Origin of the sequence: Snodgrassella sp. B3088 (assembly GCF_026535815.1) — a bacterium.
Classification (GTDB): Bacteria; Pseudomonadota; Gammaproteobacteria; order Burkholderiales; family Neisseriaceae; genus Snodgrassella; species Snodgrassella alvi_E.
Window position 1 is genome coordinate 70578 of the sequence record NZ_JAFNPG010000004.1, and the last position, 17446, is coordinate 88023.

Annotated in this window: 22 protein-coding genes; 12 read left to right on the forward strand and 10 right to left on the reverse strand. The window is 42.2% G+C overall.

The window, feature by feature from the left end; all coding sequences use genetic code 11:
• Nucleotides 1-8: 8 nt before the first annotated feature.
• The 6 genes from rimM to J3U75_RS03535 all read left to right on the forward strand — a co-directional run bounded on the left by rimM (nt 9) and on the right by J3U75_RS03535 (nt 4929).
• Nucleotides 9-521, forward strand: coding sequence for a ribosome maturation factor RimM (gene rimM / locus J3U75_RS03510; protein ID WP_100140314.1), 513 nt, complete (start codon nt 9-11; stop codon nt 519-521).
• Nucleotides 521-1267, forward strand: a complete 747-nt coding sequence (gene trmD / locus J3U75_RS03515) for a tRNA (guanosine(37)-N1)-methyltransferase TrmD (protein ID WP_267390547.1) — start codon at nt 521-523, stop codon at nt 1265-1267. The genes rimM and trmD overlap by 1 nt, the downstream gene beginning before the upstream one ends.
• A 14-nt stretch (nt 1268-1281) precedes the next feature.
• Complete coding sequence (gene rplS, locus J3U75_RS03520; RefSeq protein ID WP_025331156.1) at nt 1282-1647, forward strand: 50S ribosomal protein L19; 366 nt, start codon at nt 1282-1284, stop codon at nt 1645-1647.
• A gap of 359 nt (nt 1648-2006) precedes the next feature.
• A complete protein-coding gene (gene purM, locus J3U75_RS03525) occupies nt 2007-3041 on the forward strand; it encodes a phosphoribosylformylglycinamidine cyclo-ligase (RefSeq protein WP_267390550.1) in 1035 nt (344 codons plus the stop codon).
• A gap of 77 nt (nt 3042-3118) precedes the next feature.
• Nucleotides 3119-4156 carry an alpha/beta hydrolase family protein gene (locus J3U75_RS03530; protein WP_267390551.1) on the forward strand — a complete coding sequence of 346 codons (1038 nt, stop codon included), beginning with the start codon at nt 3119-3121 and terminating at the stop codon, nt 4154-4156.
• A 590-nt stretch (nt 4157-4746) separates the two neighbouring features.
• A complete protein-coding gene (locus J3U75_RS03535) occupies nt 4747-4929 on the forward strand; it encodes a hypothetical protein (RefSeq protein ID WP_267390552.1) in 183 nt (60 codons plus the stop codon).
• Between the two features lie 201 nt (nt 4930-5130).
• Here the strand turns inward: J3U75_RS03535 and J3U75_RS03540 are convergent, their stop codons facing one another.
• From J3U75_RS03540 to J3U75_RS03560, 5 genes are all read right to left on the reverse strand, one after another.
• A complete protein-coding gene (locus tag J3U75_RS03540) occupies nt 5131-5766 on the reverse strand; it encodes an alpha/beta hydrolase (protein WP_267390553.1) in 636 nt (211 codons plus the stop codon).
• A 5-nt stretch (nt 5767-5771) separates the two neighbouring features.
• The gene (locus J3U75_RS03545) at nt 5772-6107 is read right to left on the reverse strand and encodes a (2Fe-2S) ferredoxin domain-containing protein (RefSeq protein WP_267390554.1); all 336 of its coding nucleotides are present in this window, start codon (nt 6105-6107) and stop codon (nt 5772-5774) included.
• 59 nt (nt 6108-6166) lie between these two features.
• On the reverse strand, nt 6167-6967 hold the full coding sequence (locus J3U75_RS03550; protein ID WP_267390555.1) for a polyamine aminopropyltransferase: 801 nt from the start codon (nt 6965-6967) through the stop codon (nt 6167-6169).
• A 619-nt stretch (nt 6968-7586) separates the two neighbouring features.
• A complete protein-coding gene (locus J3U75_RS03555; protein ID WP_100140321.1) occupies nt 7587-8336 on the reverse strand; it encodes an NADPH-dependent oxidoreductase in 750 nt (249 codons plus the stop codon).
• Nucleotides 8337-8669: 333 nt separating this feature from the next.
• Entirely contained in the window at nt 8670-9533 is an 864-nt protein-coding gene (locus tag J3U75_RS03560; RefSeq protein WP_100140322.1) for a phosphoribosylaminoimidazolesuccinocarboxamide synthase, read from the reverse strand.
• A gap of 224 nt (nt 9534-9757) precedes the next feature.
• Between J3U75_RS03560 and J3U75_RS03565 the strand changes: the two genes are divergently transcribed.
• The 3 genes from J3U75_RS03565 (at nt 9758) to J3U75_RS03575 (ending at nt 10860) form a co-directional block, all read left to right on the forward strand.
• On the forward strand, nt 9758-10072 hold the full coding sequence (locus J3U75_RS03565) for a DUF883 family protein (RefSeq protein WP_100140529.1): 315 nt from the start codon (nt 9758-9760) through the stop codon (nt 10070-10072).
• 86 nt (nt 10073-10158) lie between these two features.
• Nucleotides 10159-10566, forward strand: a complete 408-nt coding sequence (locus J3U75_RS03570; RefSeq protein ID WP_100151695.1) for a phage holin family protein — start codon at nt 10159-10161, stop codon at nt 10564-10566.
• Nucleotides 10567-10860, forward strand: coding sequence for a hypothetical protein (locus J3U75_RS03575; protein WP_100140324.1), 294 nt, complete (start codon nt 10567-10569; stop codon nt 10858-10860). It begins immediately after the preceding gene.
• Between the two features lie 106 nt (nt 10861-10966).
• Here the strand turns inward: J3U75_RS03575 and dapD are convergent, their stop codons facing one another.
• The 3 genes from dapD to fur are packed head-to-tail and all read right to left on the reverse strand — an operon-like array spanning nt 10967 to nt 13038.
• Entirely contained in the window at nt 10967-11785 is an 819-nt protein-coding gene (dapD, locus tag J3U75_RS03580; protein WP_267390556.1) for a 2,3,4,5-tetrahydropyridine-2,6-dicarboxylate N-succinyltransferase, read from the reverse strand.
• Nucleotides 11786-11814: 29 nt separating this feature from the next.
• Nucleotides 11815-12579: a leucyl/phenylalanyl-tRNA--protein transferase gene (gene aat / locus J3U75_RS03585; protein ID WP_267390557.1), complete on the reverse strand. Its 765-nt coding sequence runs from the start codon at nt 12577-12579 to the stop codon at nt 11815-11817.
• A 24-nt stretch (nt 12580-12603) separates the two neighbouring features.
• Nucleotides 12604-13038, reverse strand: coding sequence for a ferric iron uptake transcriptional regulator (fur, locus tag J3U75_RS03590; protein ID WP_100140327.1), 435 nt, complete (start codon nt 13036-13038; stop codon nt 12604-12606).
• A 129-nt stretch (nt 13039-13167) separates the two neighbouring features.
• Here fur and J3U75_RS03595 point away from each other — a divergent pair, with 129 nt between their 5' ends.
• Nucleotides 13168-13548, forward strand: coding sequence for an outer membrane protein assembly factor BamE (locus J3U75_RS03595; RefSeq protein ID WP_100140530.1), 381 nt, complete (start codon nt 13168-13170; stop codon nt 13546-13548).
• 4 nt (nt 13549-13552) lie between these two features.
• The gene (dapB, locus tag J3U75_RS03600; RefSeq protein ID WP_267390558.1) at nt 13553-14365 is read left to right on the forward strand and encodes a 4-hydroxy-tetrahydrodipicolinate reductase; all 813 of its coding nucleotides are present in this window, start codon (nt 13553-13555) and stop codon (nt 14363-14365) included.
• Nucleotides 14366-14552: 187 nt separating this feature from the next.
• On the opposite strand, the gene J3U75_RS03605 is transcribed toward dapB, so the two are convergent.
• The gene (locus tag J3U75_RS03605; RefSeq protein WP_267390559.1) at nt 14553-14882 is read right to left on the reverse strand and encodes a four-helix bundle copper-binding protein; all 330 of its coding nucleotides are present in this window, start codon (nt 14880-14882) and stop codon (nt 14553-14555) included.
• A 690-nt stretch (nt 14883-15572) separates the two neighbouring features.
• On the opposite strand from J3U75_RS03605, the gene J3U75_RS03610 reads away from it, so the two are divergent.
• On the forward strand, nt 15573-15845 hold the full coding sequence (locus J3U75_RS03610) for a DksA/TraR family C4-type zinc finger protein (protein WP_267390560.1): 273 nt from the start codon (nt 15573-15575) through the stop codon (nt 15843-15845).
• 571 nt (nt 15846-16416) lie between these two features.
• Here J3U75_RS03610 and J3U75_RS03615 read toward each other — a convergent pair.
• Entirely contained in the window at nt 16417-17172 is a 756-nt protein-coding gene (locus tag J3U75_RS03615) for an XRE family transcriptional regulator (protein WP_267390561.1), read from the reverse strand.
• Between the last annotated feature and the right edge of the window lie 274 nt (nt 17173-17446).

Here is a 17446-nt window from a genome sequence, read left to right on the forward strand (position 1 = left end):
TAAAGCAAATGAACAGTACACAGCCACAATGGGTAGCAATGGGCTATATTAAAGGTGTATTTGGCGTAAAGGGCTGGGTAAAAGTCCATTCCGATACTGAATATACCGATAGCCTGCTTGACTATCCGCAATGGCAGCTGAGCAAAGATGGACAAACCAAAACCGTAAGCATTGCCGAAAGCAAAATCAGCGGTGATGAATTACAAGTACGGTTTGACGGTATCAACGATCGTGACAGCGCAGCCTTACTGCGCGGCTTCACCATTGAAATAGACCGTGCCAGCTTTGCAGAAACCGAAGAAGATGAGTATTACTGGACAGACCTAATAGGCCTAACCGTATTTAACCGTACACAGGAAAACCTTGGTACTGTCAGTTCATTAATGCAAACCGGTGCACATGATGTACTGGTAGTAGACGGCGATTTTGGCCGCAAACTGATTCCTTTTGTCGCACAATACATCGATGAAGTAAACCTGCCACAACAGCAGATTTGCGTAGACTGGGGCAGCGACTACTGATGTACATTCAGGCCATTACCCTGTTTCCGGAAATGTTTACTGCTCTTACAGACAGCGGCGTTACCGGACGTGCATTGCAGCAGGGAATCTGGCAGTTTGCTGCAATCAATCCGCGGCAGTTTGCTGACAATCCGCTGGGCTATATTGATGACCGCCCTTACGGCGGTGGCCCGGGCATGATTATGATGGCACCGCCTTTACAGGCCGCCATTGATATGGCTCGAAAGACCAGCCCTGAAGGACGGCTGATTTATATGAGTCCACAGGGTAAACCTCTGACTCACACACAAGCAGCCAGTCTGGCCGATGAATCGGCACTGATTGTACTGTGTGGCCGATACGAAGGCATTGATGAACGTATTCTCACCAGCAACAAAGTGACCGAAATCAGCATTGGCGACTTTGTGGTATCCGGCGGAGAATTACCAGCCATGATGTTAATGGACGCTGTTATCCGGCTGCTACCAGGTACATTAGGTGATGCACGCTCAGCAGCAGAAGATTCATTTGCCACTGGTTTACTTGATTGCCCGCACTACACGCGTCCGGTAGAATTTCGTCAACAGACCGTTCCCGACGTATTACGCAGTGGCAATCATGCATTAATCGCCAAATGGCGATTAACACAGGCGCTTAGGCGCACTTGGACACGTCGACCAGATTTACTGGCCGGCCGTGTATTAACCCCAGAGGAATCCAGACTCTTGCAAAATATCAGACAAGAGGAACGGGACATCCCATTATAATTAGGAAGCTTAATATGAACTTGATTCAACAATTAGAGCAGGAAGAAATCGCTCGTTTGAATAAAGAAATCCCGGCCTTCGCGCCAGGTGATACCGTGGTTGTTTCTGTACGCGTTACCGAAGGTAGCCGTACCCGTCTGCAAGCCTATGAAGGCATTGTGATTGCTCGTCGCAACCGTGGCCTGAACAGCAACTTCATCGTACGTAAAATCTCCAGCGGTGAAGGTGTGGAACGTACATTCCAGTTATACTCTCCAGCCGTTGAAAAAATCGAAGTTAAACGCCGTGGTGATGTACGCCGTGCCAAACTGTATTACCTGCGTGGCTTAACCGGTAAAGCTGCCCGCATTCGTGAAAAACTGCCGGCTCGCAAAGCCTAAGCAGTATACACAATACATTAGCTGCCTGAAGCAGTCTAATACTAAGGTCGAATCTGTTGATTCGGCCTTTTCTTAGCTTATTCAGTACCTCTTCACATTTATCATTCCGACCGTAGCAAATACATAAAAATCATATACATCTGCCATCAAAAAAATACTCAGATTTAGCCTATTGCCATCCACCCTACGTCAAATTAACACTCAGTAAAAATAAAAAATACCAAACCTTATTGCAGATTCAGTCCATTATTCAGTCGGCTAATTTAAACAGCGGCAAAAGTTGAAAAATGTTAAAATTACATGATTTTTGTCTGTTTCATCTTAATCAGCTTTGTACTTTGCCCTAAGGAAGCGCACTAATGAGCCAATCCCTGAGTTATCGCGATGCCGGTGTTGATATTGATGCTGGCGATTCGCTGGTCGAAAAAATTAAACCTTTTGCCAAACGCACCATGCGTCCTGAAGTATTGGGTGATTTGGGCGGCTTTGGCGCTTTGGTGGAAATCAGCAAGAAATACCGTCAGCCAGTACTGGTTTCTGGAACTGATGGCGTCGGTACCAAGCTAAAACTGGCTTTCGAATGGGATCAGCACGACACTGTTGGCATCGATCTTGTTGCAATGAGCGTGAACGATATTTTGGTACAGGGTGCAGAACCTCTGTTTTTTCTGGATTATTTCGCCTGCGGCAAACTGGATGTAGAACGAGCAGCCGCAGTAATTAAAGGTATTGCTTCTGGTTGTGAACAATCTGGCTGTGCCTTGATTGGTGGAGAAACTGCCGAAATGCCGGGTATGTATCCCGATGGTGAGTATGATCTAGCAGGATTTGCTGTAGGAGTTGTGGAAAAAGAACAGGTTATCAATGGACACAGTATTGCTGCTGGTGATATTGTGCTGGGGCTGGCCTCCAATGGCATCCATTCCAATGGTTACTCGTTGGTACGCAAAATCATTGAACGTGCTCGTCCAGAGCTGGACGCCCCGTTTGCAGACGGCCAAACCCTGAGGCAAACGATCATTGCACCTACCCGCTTATACGTCAAACCTATTCTTGCAGCGTTGAAACAGTTTACCATCAAAGGTATGGCACACATCACCGGCGGTGGCATCAGTGAAAATGTACCGCGCATACTGCCAGATAATACCGTTGCCGCCATCGATGCTCAGTCGTGGCCACTGCCCAAACTATTTCAATGGTTGCAACAGGCCGGACAAGTGAACAGCCAGGAAATGTATCGTACTTTCAACTGCGGCATCGGCATGGTATTGGTAGTGAATGCTGCTGATGCTGCTGCGGTGCAGCAGTTTCTACAGCAGCAAGGCGAAACGGTTTACGAGATAGGTGTGATACGTAGTCGTCAGAGTGATGAACATCAGACACAGATAAGCTAAAAGTTTATATCAGGCATATCCTTAAAATTAAATTATTTTTAATTGAGCTAAAGCTATTTACTACATAAATGTAGTTTATGGCTTTTATTTTAAGTCTATTAAATAGATTCACTATTATGTTTAGAGTAATAGCATTAATTATATTATTGTTACTATCATCTCTGAGCAATGCCAATAATCTAGGATTTAAAACTTCAACTCTATCAGATATCGATAAAAGAAGAGAAATAAACATCTTTGTAATCTATCCTACCAATTCTGATTCAAAGCCAATTTTATTTGCTGATAGTTCGGTATTTTCAGGTTTTTATGCAATAGAAAATGCCAAACCTATAAACAATACATATTCTTTATTAGTGATATCCCATGGATATGGTGGTAATTGGCGCAACTTAAGCTGGATAGCTTCAAATCTTGCCAAACTAGGATATATTGTTGCTTTAATTGATCATCCAGACATATCTAAATATAGTAAAACCCCGAAACAAGCTGCACAATTATGGCAAAGACCAATCGATTTACAACGTACTATTACCTTTTTGCAAGAAAATCCTGATTTTGCCGGAAAAGTAGACAACAATAATATCTCATTACTGGGACACTCTTTAGGTGGTTGGACAGTGATGGTCGCTGGCGGTGCTAATTTTAACGTTGCACAGTTTCTTGAGGACTATCGTATAACTAAGGCTCAGCACGAATGTGAACTAAGTGAAGCGTTAGGGATAAGATCAGATAAGCAATCAGCGTTCAACCTTCTGTATGACCCAAGAGTGAAAAAGATTATTGCACTAGATACGGCATTTGCTCGTGGGCTGACTAAATCAAGTCTGAAGAGTTTAACCATCCCTACATTAATTATCGGTGCTGAAATCAATATTGGTGACCTACCCGTTGAAATGGAATCAGGTTATCTGGCTGAAAATTTGCCTGTAACCAGATATATTCTGCTTAAAGATGCCATGCATTTCAGTTTCATACAAGAATGTAAAAAAGATGCTTTCAGTATTTTGCCTGAAAAGAATAAAATTATTTGCAAAGATGGATATGGCGTTAGCAGAAAAAATATTCACACCATTATTTTAAAATATATAAAAGAATTTTTAGATGTTAACTAAAATGGTTTATTATTTAATAACATATTTTCATCAATCTGATTCAGAAATTTGCTGATTGGTTTAATCTTTTTTGTACATTTCTCAATACTCTAAATAAGTAAAGCCAGATATATCCAATATTGAGGCATGAAATACTTTCTATACTATCTGATATTGATTTTATCGTTCTATCCGATACCCAAACCACATCATGCTAAGCAAAATTAATATTAAAGAGTTTAGATAAATGTTTTATATTATTCTTCAAGTTTGAATATCTCAAATTTCTCAAACTGAACCCACTCAATTCTATTTGCAAATTAACAATTGGCCGTCCAAATTTGCTGAATCTTTTTAATGGAATGTTTAAACAATTATTTATTTATTTTAGATAATTATCATTGATGACAAACACTGCTTTATTTATTCTCTTCTACTTTAAGCATGGTTACTTGCACTTCTCTGCTTGAAAGCGGTCAACATATAAAATCTGTGTCGTATATACTACTAAAAATTAAATATTTATATCGTTTACTATAATAATAATGTGTATAGATATTCTTTATACATATAATAAATTTACATTTTTACTAATAATATAAGGAGAAATAATGCAAAAATGGCTAGCTATACTTTCGATTTCTGAATTTATGATAGGTACGTTCAGTAGTGCAGAAGCAGCAAGAGATCGCCAACCCTGCTCTGGGAAAAAGGGCGGTATCTCGCATTGTTCAAAAGGCAAATTTGTTTGCAAAAATGGCAGTTTAAGTGCTTCTAAAAAGATTTGCAGATAAAAGTATAAAAGGCATAAATTTGATTATGCCTTTTTTATGCGTACTATCAAAACTGATTAGTTTATATTCTAATTTATTTTAAAAGAAAGCATTATCCGCCTGAGCTGAATTTATAATTATAAAAAATTTTATTTCCTATTAGCATTGCATAAATTAGGATGTAATAGTATACATTACACTTTTAATTGCAATTAGAAATAATTATTCAGCTAAAACGGCTGGAAACAACCGCTCAATCCATTGGCGCAATACAATCAGTTTACCGTGGAAAAAGTGGCCGGAACCGGGTATGACCACTACCGGTAAATTCTGTGCTTCAGCCCAGTTCATACTATTCTGCAACGGCACCACTTCGTCTTTCTCACCATGAATCAGCAAGGTTGTGGCCGAATTATAGGCATCTGGTACATCAACTGTATACATCCCGATTGCAGGACCCATCAGCAGTAAGGCATCTGGGCGAGCAGTTAAGGCACTGAATAAGGCCACATAGCCGCCAAAAGAGAAACCTGATAATACCAGTTTAGTCACCTCGGGATGCTGTGTACGTGCAAAATCCACTACGGCTAAACAGTCTGCTACTTCGCCACGGCCATAATCGTGCTCGCCATCGCTATTGCCTACGCCGCGCAGATTGGGCAGATAACAATGAAAACCCAGTGTGGTTAGTGCTTTGGCAGCAGTTTGCACAACTTTGTTGGTATTTAATCCGCCCTGCAACGGATTGGGATGATTAATTACCGCTACACCCCGTGCTGTACCTTGTGCCGGCAAATAAATGGTTTCCAGTCTGCCAACCGGCCCATTAATCCAGATATTGGGTTGTTGCTTTAACATCTGTTTTAGTCACTACTTTCGGGTTTATCTAATAATAAACGGGTAACAACACGGTCGTTGGCCAGTTCTTCATCCAGAATTTCCTGCAAATCAGTTTCATCCACATAGGTATACCACCGCCCTTGTGGATACAATACCATGACTGGCCCTTCATCACAGCGGCCAAGACATCCAGCACTACTGATGCGCAGTTTGCCCACACCCATCAGTCCCATGGCTTTGGCGTGGCCTTTCAGATAATCTACAGCATCGGCACCAACGTTATCATCGCCACAGCTTTGGCGACAAGGATTGTCGCGCCGGTTGGTGCAGACAAACAAATGTTTGGCATAAAAACTCACATCTTTTCCTTTAATCTGCCTGTTCACGCTGGCTATTTGTATAAGTGTGCCAGTGTGGGTTATTCATCATTAAATGTTAGTGGCCGGCTGGGGTTTTCCTGTTGTGCTTTAATCGCTGCCAGCATGGCGGGTAACGCAAGATTAAAACGGTCTGCCCGCTGTTGAGCACGTTTTTTTAATTTGCTCCACTCACGCATGGAAGGTGGCTGCTGAAAAGCAAGTACAGCAATATTGCCGTGGGTTTCTGCCGGTACCATTAGCACTCGGTTTTCGAACACTTCACGTAAGCGACGCACGAAAGTATGAAAACGCTTGTCCCCCTGCCACCAGTTGGTGACAAATATACCGTTTTCACTAAGTGCCTGCCGACAATCTGCGAAAAATGGTTCGGCAACCAAACTATCGATAATCTGCTCACCATCGAAGCCATCTACTAGGATAATATCAGTATTGCCGCGCAATACTTTGACGTATTCCGCACCATCATCCTCAATAATCTCAAAATGATCGCCTTCATACGGCAGCTCAAACATACTGCGAGCAATGCTGATTACTTGTGGATTAATGTCTACTGCTGTCTGTCGGGTTTCAGGCAGATAGGCATCTATCCAACGTGCAAACGACCCTCCACCAAGACCAATCTGAGTAATATGCTGTGGCAATTCATCTACAAACAATAGCCACGCCATCATGGCACGGCTATAAGACAATACGAGCTCAGCAGGATAATCCACATTCATTGAACTTTGTATGGTGGGTGTACCTAAATGCAGAGAGCGTATATTACCTGATTCGGATATACCCACTTCCGGTAATTCATGGCGTGCGGGACGTAAACGGCGATAAGGATGTTGTGGCATGGCGTTTTCCATCATCAGATAACAAATAGGAGGCTTATTGATACAAGATCAGTAATGGTTTGCTGAAACATAAACAGATTAAATAGAATAGAACATTATGCTACCCGCTTCATTCTGTAGACGCTGAACTAGCATTAAGCTGACAGCAAAGCTGAATAAATCCATAATCACAGCCTCATTAATCAGACTGGAATGCGCAGTGTTATGGTGAGTCCGTTCTAGCAGGTATTATATAGGGATGGCGGATTTTGTGTTTTATAATATGGTATTTATTTCATGTCGTTGCTTGAGCATTGAATAAGATTTGTTAAAACCCTAATTAATCAATCCTATGCTAGCATATTCAGCGTATCACCTTGGGTTCAAGGTTAAAGTTTTTTCCGTTGCTACTGTAGTGAATCAAGCAAGAAACGCGTGCATTAGCTTATCAGGGTTTTATCACTTTATTATTTTAAACAGAAATGCTAATGAATTTTCTGTTGATTTCACCTGCATTTGCTAAATATCAGAGATAATAAACTTCTTCAAACGCTTTCAGCTATTCTCAATCCAAATTAAAACCATAGAAAAAACCTGCTACATCTAAATTGCAACAGGTTTTTTAATGTTGTTATCGGTTTTAGTACTGGCAAAAACCCTGTTCATGTATCACAGCCAGAATATCATCACGTTTAAAGCGTTTACGTGATATTTTATCGGCTATCTGCTTAGTAAATGAATCAATGCGCTGGTTACTATCGCGTTGGCCATAATAGGTTTCGACAATGGCATCATATTCTGCGAAATTCTGGAGATTGAATTCATCCTGATATTGATTTTCAAAAGAACGCAGTGGCAGTGGCATCCGCGGTTTGACCTGTGTCCGTTTCTCAGGCACACCAACTTGCAGCCCAACGAGAGGAAAAGTCAGCTTCGGCAGCTTCAACATCTGGATAATGGGACGGATATCGTTTTGAATGCTACCCAAATAGACGCTGCCCAGCCCCATACTTTCAGCAGCAATAACCACGTTCTGAGCCGCAATCAGCGTATCTTCCATGCCCTGAATAAATAGATCAGTACTACTTAAGCCATCGTCAGCTAGGCCAAGCTGAGCTCGAATGCGATGATTACGATACATATCCACTACGAAAACCAGTAAGTCCCCGTTTGCGCCCACATAATCCAGATGGCAAATAGTACGAATCTGTTCACGCAAATGGCTATCGGTAACCCGGATAATGGAGCATTGCTGTAAAAATTCCGATGTAGGCGCAAAGCGTGCTGCCTCCATCAGACGGGTATATTGTTCATCAGTCAGTGTTTGATCTTTGAAACTGCGTACAGTATGCCGTTGTAACAATAATTCTTCTGTGGCAGAAATATTCATTAGTTCCCCTTAGCATGATTGGTAGTTAAGTACAGAATGACGGACAATCTGTCTGGACTCTGAAAAGAGAAAACCGATACTAAAGTATTACTGGCACACTGTTAATATCAATCCTGTTAAAATATTATTTCCTATTAAGAAACTCAGAACGGTTTTTTACACTCAAAAAGAGAATTTAGTTAACAAAGAGAAGCACTTTCTGCTTTCTACCAACTTTGTAGACATATAAGCTGCAATGAAAAATAGGTTTCAGCCAATGTGACAAAAACTAACCTATACATCCAAACTGGATATTATTGCAAAAGGGCAGCTTTTGGCTGCCCTTTAATTTGTTTATTGTCCAGCAAGTAAATGCAGTGCTTCCTGATATTTAGCCAATGTTTTAGCGATAATCTCTGGCGGTATGTGCGGAGCAGGAGGCTGCTTGTTCCACCCAGATGCGACCAGCCAATCACGAATAAACTGTTTATCAAAAGAAGGCGGATTGGTGCCTACCTGATAATTTTCCACCGACCAGAAACGGCTTGAATCTGGTGTGAGCACTTCATCCATCAAAGTTAAAGTACCATTTTCATCTACACCAAACTCAAATTTAGTATCTGCAATGATAATGCCTTTGCTTCTGGCATAAGCTGCAGCTTCAGTATACAGCTCAATCGCTTTAGTGCTGACCTGCTTAGTGAGCTCTTCGCCCAGTAGTGAAATACATTCTGCCAGAGTGATGTTCTCATCATGGTCTCCAACAGCCGCCTTGCTGGACGGAGTAAAAATCACTTGCGGCAACGCTTCAGCCTCAAGCAGACCAGCAGGTAGTTTAATACCACATACGGCACCTGTTCGCTGGTAATCACGCCAACCGCTACCAGAGAGATAGCCTCTGACAATCGCTTCAATTTTCAATGGTGTTAGTTTTTTTACCACCACTGCCCTTTTGGCCAATTTTTCTGCTTCTTGGTGTGGCAATACATCATAAACCGTCTCACCGGTAAAGTGATTGGGCATGATATGCTTCAGTTTATTAAACCAAAAATTTGAAATCTGAGTAAGAATTTCACCTTTTCCTGTTATAGGTTCAGGTAAAATTACATCAAAAGCAGATAAGCGATCTGTCGCCACCATCAGCATACGCTGCGCGTCAATCTCATATAAATCGCGTACTTTACCCGAATATATTTTTTTCAGTCCCAGCTCAGTCATCTTTCATTCCCATGCAGCAGTTTATTGCTAATATATTAATATCTGTGCAAATGCATATCCTTGTGCTAAGGTAGACATTGTGAAACAGATGTTAGCAGCCAAATTTATTTTAACCGATATTGCCCCCAAGCAGGCACTCTGTATGCAGTAATCGGTCTTTAAAAATTGGCTGCAAATTTTAAACTTTCTGATATTTTTTCATGCCCACTGGAAGGAGAATGACCATGGCTGATTTTGATGCACAGAAAAAAGATCTAATGAGAGAAGTACGTTCAGTACTGGATGAAGTAGAAGATTTATATGAAAAAGCTGGCGACAACGGTTCAGATCAGGCCAAAGCACTGAAAGACCAGTTGCGCAAGAAACTGGGTAATACCAAATCCAAATTAAGTGAGCTGGAAAGCACCATTGCCGACAAAGCCCGCGCCACAGCTGAACGCACAGATGAGCTGGTTCGTGAACAGCCTTATTATGCAATGGGGATCGCTGCCGCTGCAGGCTTTATTGCCGGCATTTTGCTCGGACGCTGTCGCGGCTAATCATTACCAGCACAGTCTCCATTCAGGCAATCCGGTGATTTCACCGCTTGCCTGAATATTATTCACCTTTTAACGGATACCATTGCATGAGTATTGGCAATATTGGCCGCGATTTGCGTCAGCTAAAAATCTGGCTTGCTTATGGCAGTGAACTGCTGTGGATTCGTCTGCGCATGCTGCGTCTGGATGCCATTGCCCAACTGCAAAGCATCATTGTACTGCTGATACTGGCAGTATTGGTTGGGGCAATGTTTTTTCTCGGCTTTATCAGCCTGTTATTTGGTCTGAATGCTGTATTGGAGCCGGAAACTAAGGTTTGGGTGTTTTTTGGTCTGGCCATATTGTTTTTATTGTTAATCTTATTGCTGACTATCGTTATAGTAAAACTTATACGCAAACAAAGTCAGTTTATGACGCAGACCCTGTCAGCTATTACAGAAGACATCAGCTACCTGAAAGGTGGCAGCCATAGCAGAATTGACGGAGAACAATAAATGAGTAAATCCGACAAACTGAATCTTGCCCAGCAGCGTGAACTGCTGAATCTTCAGGCACAGAGTGCACGGTTGAAATTAATGGCAGAACAATTGAAAAACGGCCACTCCACTAGCAAATCAAACTTGTGGCAGCGCTCACTGAATATAGTAGACAAAATTCCAGCTGGCAGTCTGGCATTGAAATTGGCCAATAAACCCAGACGCTGGCGAAACAAAATTCTGGTCGGTGCCTTATTAACAACTGCTACCCTTATCGCTAGTAAAATCAGTCAGTCTCTTCGTCAGCAATAAATACACAGATTCTTTACGACTGAATTTTGATGGTATGCTCGCTGCCACCATCCAGAACAAATCCTCTTACGGTGCGTAAGAGGATTTGTTATTGCAAAAGAAAAAATTAAATTCCGCGTAAAAGTTCATTCACACTGGTTTTAGCACGAGTTTTTGCATCTACTTTCTTTACAATCACAGCACAATACAGGCTATGGCTGCCATCTTTTGCCGGCAGACTGCCGGACACCACCACCGAACCAGCAGGTACACGGCCATAGGTAATTTCACCGCTTTCACGGTCGTAGATTTTAGTAGATTGTCCAATGAATACACCCATGGAAATGACACTGCCTTCTTCGACAATCACGCCTTCAACAATCTCACTACGCGCACCGATAAAGCAATTATCTTCAATAATAGTAGGTGCCGCTTGCAATGGCTCAAGCACCCCACCGATACCAACACCACCACTCAAATGAACATGCTTACCAATCTGAGCACAAGAGCCTACCGTAGCCCAAGTGTCTACCATCGTACCTTCATCAACAAACGCACCGATGTTCACAAATGAAGGCATCAGTACCACATTTTTACCGATATGGCTGCCGGCACGCACTACCGCACCCGGTACCGCACGAAAACCTGCCTGCTGAAAGTCAGCCTCACCCCACTGAGCAAATTTGGTTGGCACTTTATCAAAATAGCGACCCACCCCATCATCGGTAACCACATTGTCACTGATACGGAAAGACAGCAACACAGCCTTTTTAGCCCATTCATTTACCTGCCACTGATTCCCCTGTTTCTCAGCCACACGCAGGTGGCCACTATCCAATTGCTGCAAGGTTTCATTTACTGCTTCTTTCACTTCGGCTGATACCGATGCCGGCGTGATTTCAGCACGATTATCAAACGCAGTTTCTATCACTTGTTGTAAAGACATAAAACAATTCCTATCATCAATGATTCAGTTCAGGTAATGGGCAACGGAACAACACCATTGCCGGCCAGCAAACGCGGTTCAGGCGGCTGTGGCAAAGATTGGGGATTATATTGACGCAGACAAGCCAAAAAATCGGCAAACGGAATTTCGCGTCCGCCAAAGCTGGCCAGATAGCTGGTATACACCTGACAATCAATCAAGGGTACACCTTGCTGCTGTAGATAGTGCACTGCATGCACAAAGGCAATTTTGGAAGCATCCGACGCATGGGCAAACATGGATTCGCCATAAAAAACACGCCCAATCAAAACACCATACAATCCACCGGCTAGATAAGGCTGCCCGTCGGCATGCTGATACCAGCACTCAAATGAACATGCATGCTGCATCTCATACAACGCACGATAAGCATATTGCATTTCGGGTACCAGCCATGTACCGTTCTGTCCGGGACGCGGTGTCTGAGCACAGTTGCTCAGCACCTGCCGGAAAGCATAATTCATGGTTACAGCATAAGACTTATTGCGCAGATTTTTAGCCAGTGAGCGGCTAATTTTCAGCTCATCCGGAAACAGTACCATTCGCTGCGCGAAGGACCACCACATGATAGGCTCATCCGAGCCATACCACGGAAAAATACCTTGCCGGTATGCAGCCAGTATTCTTGCCGGCTGTAAACCGCCGCCAATCGCTACCAGACCATCACGCTCGCGCTGAGCGGTTTCTAAATCGGGAAAATCCAGATTGGTGCTACTCAGTTGCGGAATAATCGGCCGATAAGCAGTCTGACTCATACTAGACAGTCCTGCCAGAATTATTTACAGATATTTAGTGTCAAATTGCTGACACTCACTGCATACCCCATACATATATAAGGCATGGTCAACAATACGATAGCCATTATCGTCGGCAATTTTCTTTTGTAGCTTTTCAATTTCTTCACTACAAAATTCAGTAACTTTGCCACATTTAATACACACCAAATGATCATGGTGGCCGCCACGATTTAGTTCATAAACTGCCTTGCCGGTTTCAAAATGATGGCGCAGCAGGATATTGGCCTGTTCAAACTGTGTCAGAACACGATAGATAGTAGCCACACCAATTTCCACACCCTCATCCAGCAGACGACGATAGACATCTTCCGCACTTAGGTGTTGTTCGGGCTGCGATTCAAATAGCTCCAGAATCTTCAGTCTGGGGCCTGTCACCTTTAAACCGTTATCTTTCAGTTGAGCTACATTGTTATTCATGATGCTTATTTCACCACTAGCTGATAATACTCGCTATAATACGCACTTTTAAGGCAATTGCCCACTCGGTGTCATACAATGTTGCCACCGCCATTGCTAACTGTTTCGTCCCAGCTCCGAGGTATCAGCATGAAAAAAATCTACTGCCTGCTGGCCGTGGCCATACTGGGCCTAAGTGCCTGCACCACAGCCAAACTGGCACAAATTCCTTCCTACAAACTGAAAATTGTACAAGGAAATGAGCTTGACCAAAACGTAGTGAATTCATTACAACCCGGCATGAGCCGCGAACAGGTACAGATGCTGCTGGGCACACCGTTGCTGCGTGACCCCTTTCATGCCAATCGCTGGGATTACGTGTTTGTAGTTACCCGTGCCAGCCATGTGGAAGAAGAAAAGAAACTCACCCTTTATTTTGATGCCAATGGCAACTTGATTCATGCTGAAGGAGACGCGCTGACCGCACAACCACAGCCAGTGCCCACAACACTCTTCACCCCATCGGAGTAAATGTATGTCTACATCCCGCCTGAGAATTGCCGTAGCCGGCGCCAACGGCCGTATGGGTCGAGCCCTTATTCAGAGTATCAGCCAGCGTCACGATTGCGTATTAAGTGGAGCACTGGAACACAATGGCTCACCAGCCATCGGGCTGGATGCCGGATTTGCCATTGGGCTGGAACTGGGTGTCAGCATTTGTCACGACCCTGAAAAAGTGCTGGACAATACCGATGTACTGATAGATTTCAGCAAACCCGAATCCACGCTTAGTAATCTCGCCATCTGCGAACGGCTTGGCGTAAAGGATGTTATCGGCACTACCGGATTCGACGAAGCCGGCAAACAGCGCATCAGTGACGCAGCGCAAACAATTGGCATTGTCTTTGCGCCCAATTTCAGCGTTGGCGTCAACCTTACCTTTGCTTTATTAAATACAGCCGCTCGAGTTTTAAACGAGGGCTATGATATCGAAATCATTGAAGCGCATCATCGTCATAAAGTAGATGCACCGTCCGGGACAGCACTGCGTATGGGCGAGGTCATAGCCGATGCACTGGGTCGAGACCTAAAAACTTGTGCTATCTATGGCCGCGAAGGCCATACCGGTCCACGTGACCCGCAGACCATTGGTTTTTCCACCATCCGTGCCGGCGACATTGTTGGCGACCACACTGCCTTATTTGCTACAGATGGTGAACGCGTAGAAATTAGCCACAAAGCTTCCAGCCGTGCTACTTTTGCCAACGGAGCTGTCCGAGCTGCCGTCTGGCTGCGCCAGCATGAGCAGGGACTTTTTGATATGCAAGATGTGCTGGGACTGAAATAATCTAGCTGATGAATATGTAATCTCGGGGTTAGCTTTAATCAGGCTAACTCCGTTTGTTTATCTTCTGCCATTCTATTAAGTCAAATAAAACGCTTTATTTCACCCTAGACTCACAAACAGATTTTTTATTAATAATCAAAAAAAAAACCATTGTCGGCGACAATGGTGAAATGGATTTTTTATATATTTAGGCAGCCATAGCCATACATTTGTCGGCACAATTTGTGCAGGCTTCAGCGCAGCGCTGGCAATGATCCATTTTAAAACGGCCACATTCCTGCGCACAGGCGCGGCAAACCTCAGCACATAACTGACACACCTGCACGACGAATGGACTGTTCATGCACATAAAATTTACCGCCAGAGAACACATAGCCGCACACTGCATATCTAAATGAATACATTTCGCCATCATTTTGACATCATCTTCTTGCAAGCAAGCGGTGGAACAATACTGACACAGAGCAATACAACGGTTACATGCTTCTACGCATTCTTTAAACTGACGGGCATCCATAATTATTATCCTTTTTTAACAATAGATTGATTTAACAGGGAAAATCAAAATCAGTCTATAAAATCATCGCGCATATTGCAATGCGGTTTGATGTAAATATAATCATGAATTAGCTAGAATAAATTAAGTTTTAACAGCAATTAATCAATCTCTGCCAAATTTTCTCACCCACTTCCGGTTAGCTTAAATAAATAAAAAATAAAATTATTATCTATCTATTAGTCAAGCAAACAATGATGATGAGCAATTATTAACAGTTACCATTACACTTGCCATTCATGGCAGACCTGAGCACCATCAGCATTGAATCCAGAACGTTCTTACCAGAAAAGACATTATCATGCTGAAAGTTTGGCGCATAGAATGCATATTTTTTACACTTCTCATCTGGTTTCGCTATTACCCTCCATTTTTAGGTTTAGAGCACATCATATATCTGATTTAAATGAATATGTAATTTAAATACGTTAATTTATAACAGAACCATTTGCCGTTGATATTTACTTTTGCCTAAAAAATCTGTTTGTAAACAAACATTCATATAATTGAAAATGGCTGCCAATCTTTAACTATTCAACCAGAAAATGGTATCTATCATTATCTTTCAAAATATTCATATTAATCAGTATTATATTGAAAAAAAGATGTATAACTCCAATATTAATATTGTGAAATTTATAGGAGTTTATTATGGCAAGTGGCTGGGCTTCAGATGATGCAGTCAATCAGCAAATTGAAAGTACCATCGCAGACGCTATCAATCATGTTCGGCAGCAAATGGATCAGGCGGCAGAAAGTGCAGAATTTTGTGAAGAATGCGGTGAAGCTATTCCGCTAGCTCGCCGTCAGGTTTTAAAAGGTGTGCGTTTTTGTGTGGAATGTCAGGCAGAACGAGATAAGGAAATGCAAAAAACGTTCAGTTTGTATAACCGACGTGGCAGTAAAGACAGTCAGTTGCGCTGAGTGGCAATGAAGTAGCGTACTGCAAAATAGAACGTCTTTCGATTTAGATAATTATTCTGAAATTTAGCAGCATTTGTTTTAGTAAGCTGAGGTGGTAATAAAAATTCGGAGTAGCAGTTAATTTTGTCTCATTTTGCAAATACATTTGAGCGTATTTTCAGTTGTTCAGTAGGTATTTAAATGGAATTGTACTTAGTATTTTGCCTCACACAATCAGCAATGTGAACGTGCTCAAGGCACTTGTGCTGACTGTGTGGCTAATTGTCTATGCTTCGAATTATTTGTTTACACGAACAGGCCGAATCAGGATTTATTTTTCATTTTACCAGTCTGAAAAAATCCATAAACAAAGATGACCGATATTATTTGCCGTCTCTACTACGCTATATTTTTTATCAGTAGCTTTCTGTTTCTCTGGCAGTACAGTATACAGTAACGACAGCTAGCTAATTTCTTTGTGAAAAGAAATACAAAACAAACTTAGCACATTTGCAACGGTTTTTATCGTATCACCATATTTACTATTGGTACCTGATTGCAGGCAGATATCAGATTTAGATTACGGTATGGTTTAGATTTTGCGGCCAAACCATTCTACTTTACCGATAATTTCAAAATCCTGTTCACTATCTGTTAAATCAATATTGAATGGCTCATAGGCACTGTTTGCTGACGTAACTAATAACTGGTTGTTTGGCTTGAGCTGGGTGCGTTTCACCAAAATATTTTTGCCTATGCGCAAAACATACAAGCCATCACCACCGGCTTTTTTACTATGATTAATTAATACATGATCGCCATCATTAAGCACACCAGCCATGCTGTCATCTTTAACAACCATCGTGCTGAGTTTCTGTGGATCGATATTCAGGGTGTTTTCCAACCAGTTACGGTTAAAAGCAATAGTACATGCTATTTTGCTCTCTTTGCTTTCAACATCATCTGCATTCTGAATGGAGCAAACCGGTATAAAAGCAAAATCACGAGCATGTACTTCATTAACTGGTAGAATATACTCACAGCCAGCTTCACTGATGGTGGCATTCATAGCCAGCGGATTGGACAGTTTTGCGCAAAAATCAGCTTGTTCGCTATAACCATCCAGTTCGATTTTGCTGCCTTTGCCGGTTGCCAGCCATTCAAGCTTTACTTGCGCAACGCGCGCTATTTTAATCAGATTGGTTGTACTAGGCTCGGCACCTTCTTTCACCCATTTTGAGGCAGTTGGATAGGCCACCTCTACTCGTCTGGATAACTCTGAAACGCTCCCAAGAATATCCACTACTTCTTGCATTCTTGAGGCAAAGCCGACGTTAAAATTTTCCATATTGGAATTACCTTCAAATAAAAATCGTGCAAAGTTAAATTTAAAATATATTGCTAAACAATCGTTTACAATTCAAAGCTTAATCAAATACAACAATTATCTATACCAATTTAAATTAAACCTTGCTAAAAATAACTTTTGCTATATAATTTAGCATGCCAATATATTAGGAGTTGCATCTCAACACATTAAATATATTTCAAGCTAACATTAAAAATAAGCTAAAGTTGCTATTTAAGCTTACAGATATAGCATTTAATACTATAAATAGCAC

Coding starts and splice junctions, on each gene's coding strand:
- J3U75_RS03570 (WP_100151695.1), top strand. CDS start 10,159: ATGAGTATTGGCAATATTGGCCGCGATTTGCGTCAGCTAAAAATCTGG.
- trmD (WP_267390547.1), top strand. CDS start 521: ATGTACATTCAGGCCATTACCCTGTTTCCGGAAATGTTTACTGCTCTT.
- purM (WP_267390550.1), top strand. CDS start 2,007: ATGAGCCAATCCCTGAGTTATCGCGATGCCGGTGTTGATATTGATGCT.
- rimM (WP_100140314.1), top strand. CDS start 9: ATGAACAGTACACAGCCACAATGGGTAGCAATGGGCTATATTAAAGGT.
- J3U75_RS03560 (WP_100140322.1), bottom strand. CDS start 9,533: ATGACTGAGCTGGGACTGAAAAAAATATATTCGGGTAAAGTACGCGAT.
- J3U75_RS03565 (WP_100140529.1), top strand. CDS start 9,758: ATGGCTGATTTTGATGCACAGAAAAAAGATCTAATGAGAGAAGTACGT.
- J3U75_RS03610 (WP_267390560.1), top strand. CDS start 15,573: ATGGCAAGTGGCTGGGCTTCAGATGATGCAGTCAATCAGCAAATTGAA.
- J3U75_RS03540 (WP_267390553.1), bottom strand. CDS start 5,766: ATGTTAAAGCAACAACCCAATATCTGGATTAATGGGCCGGTTGGCAGA.
- dapD (WP_267390556.1), bottom strand. CDS start 11,785: ATGTCTTTACAACAAGTGATAGAAACTGCGTTTGATAATCGTGCTGAA.
- aat (WP_267390557.1), bottom strand. CDS start 12,579: ATGAGTCAGACTGCTTATCGGCCGATTATTCCGCAACTGAGTAGCACC.
- dapB (WP_267390558.1), top strand. CDS start 13,553: ATGTCTACATCCCGCCTGAGAATTGCCGTAGCCGGCGCCAACGGCCGT.
- J3U75_RS03555 (WP_100140321.1), bottom strand. CDS start 8,336: ATGAATATTTCTGCCACAGAAGAATTATTGTTACAACGGCATACTGTA.
- J3U75_RS03575 (WP_100140324.1), top strand. CDS start 10,567: ATGAGTAAATCCGACAAACTGAATCTTGCCCAGCAGCGTGAACTGCTG.
- rplS (WP_025331156.1), top strand. CDS start 1,282: ATGAACTTGATTCAACAATTAGAGCAGGAAGAAATCGCTCGTTTGAAT.
- J3U75_RS03530 (WP_267390551.1), top strand. CDS start 3,119: ATGGCTTTTATTTTAAGTCTATTAAATAGATTCACTATTATGTTTAGA.
- J3U75_RS03615 (WP_267390561.1), bottom strand. CDS start 17,172: ATGGAAAATTTTAACGTCGGCTTTGCCTCAAGAATGCAAGAAGTAGTG.
- J3U75_RS03535 (WP_267390552.1), top strand. CDS start 4,747: ATGCAAAAATGGCTAGCTATACTTTCGATTTCTGAATTTATGATAGGT.
- J3U75_RS03550 (WP_267390555.1), bottom strand. CDS start 6,967: ATGCCACAACATCCTTATCGCCGTTTACGTCCCGCACGCCATGAATTA.
- J3U75_RS03605 (WP_267390559.1), bottom strand. CDS start 14,882: ATGGATGCCCGTCAGTTTAAAGAATGCGTAGAAGCATGTAACCGTTGT.
- fur (WP_100140327.1), bottom strand. CDS start 13,038: ATGAATAACAATGTAGCTCAACTGAAAGATAACGGTTTAAAGGTGACA.
- J3U75_RS03595 (WP_100140530.1), top strand. CDS start 13,168: ATGAAAAAAATCTACTGCCTGCTGGCCGTGGCCATACTGGGCCTAAGT.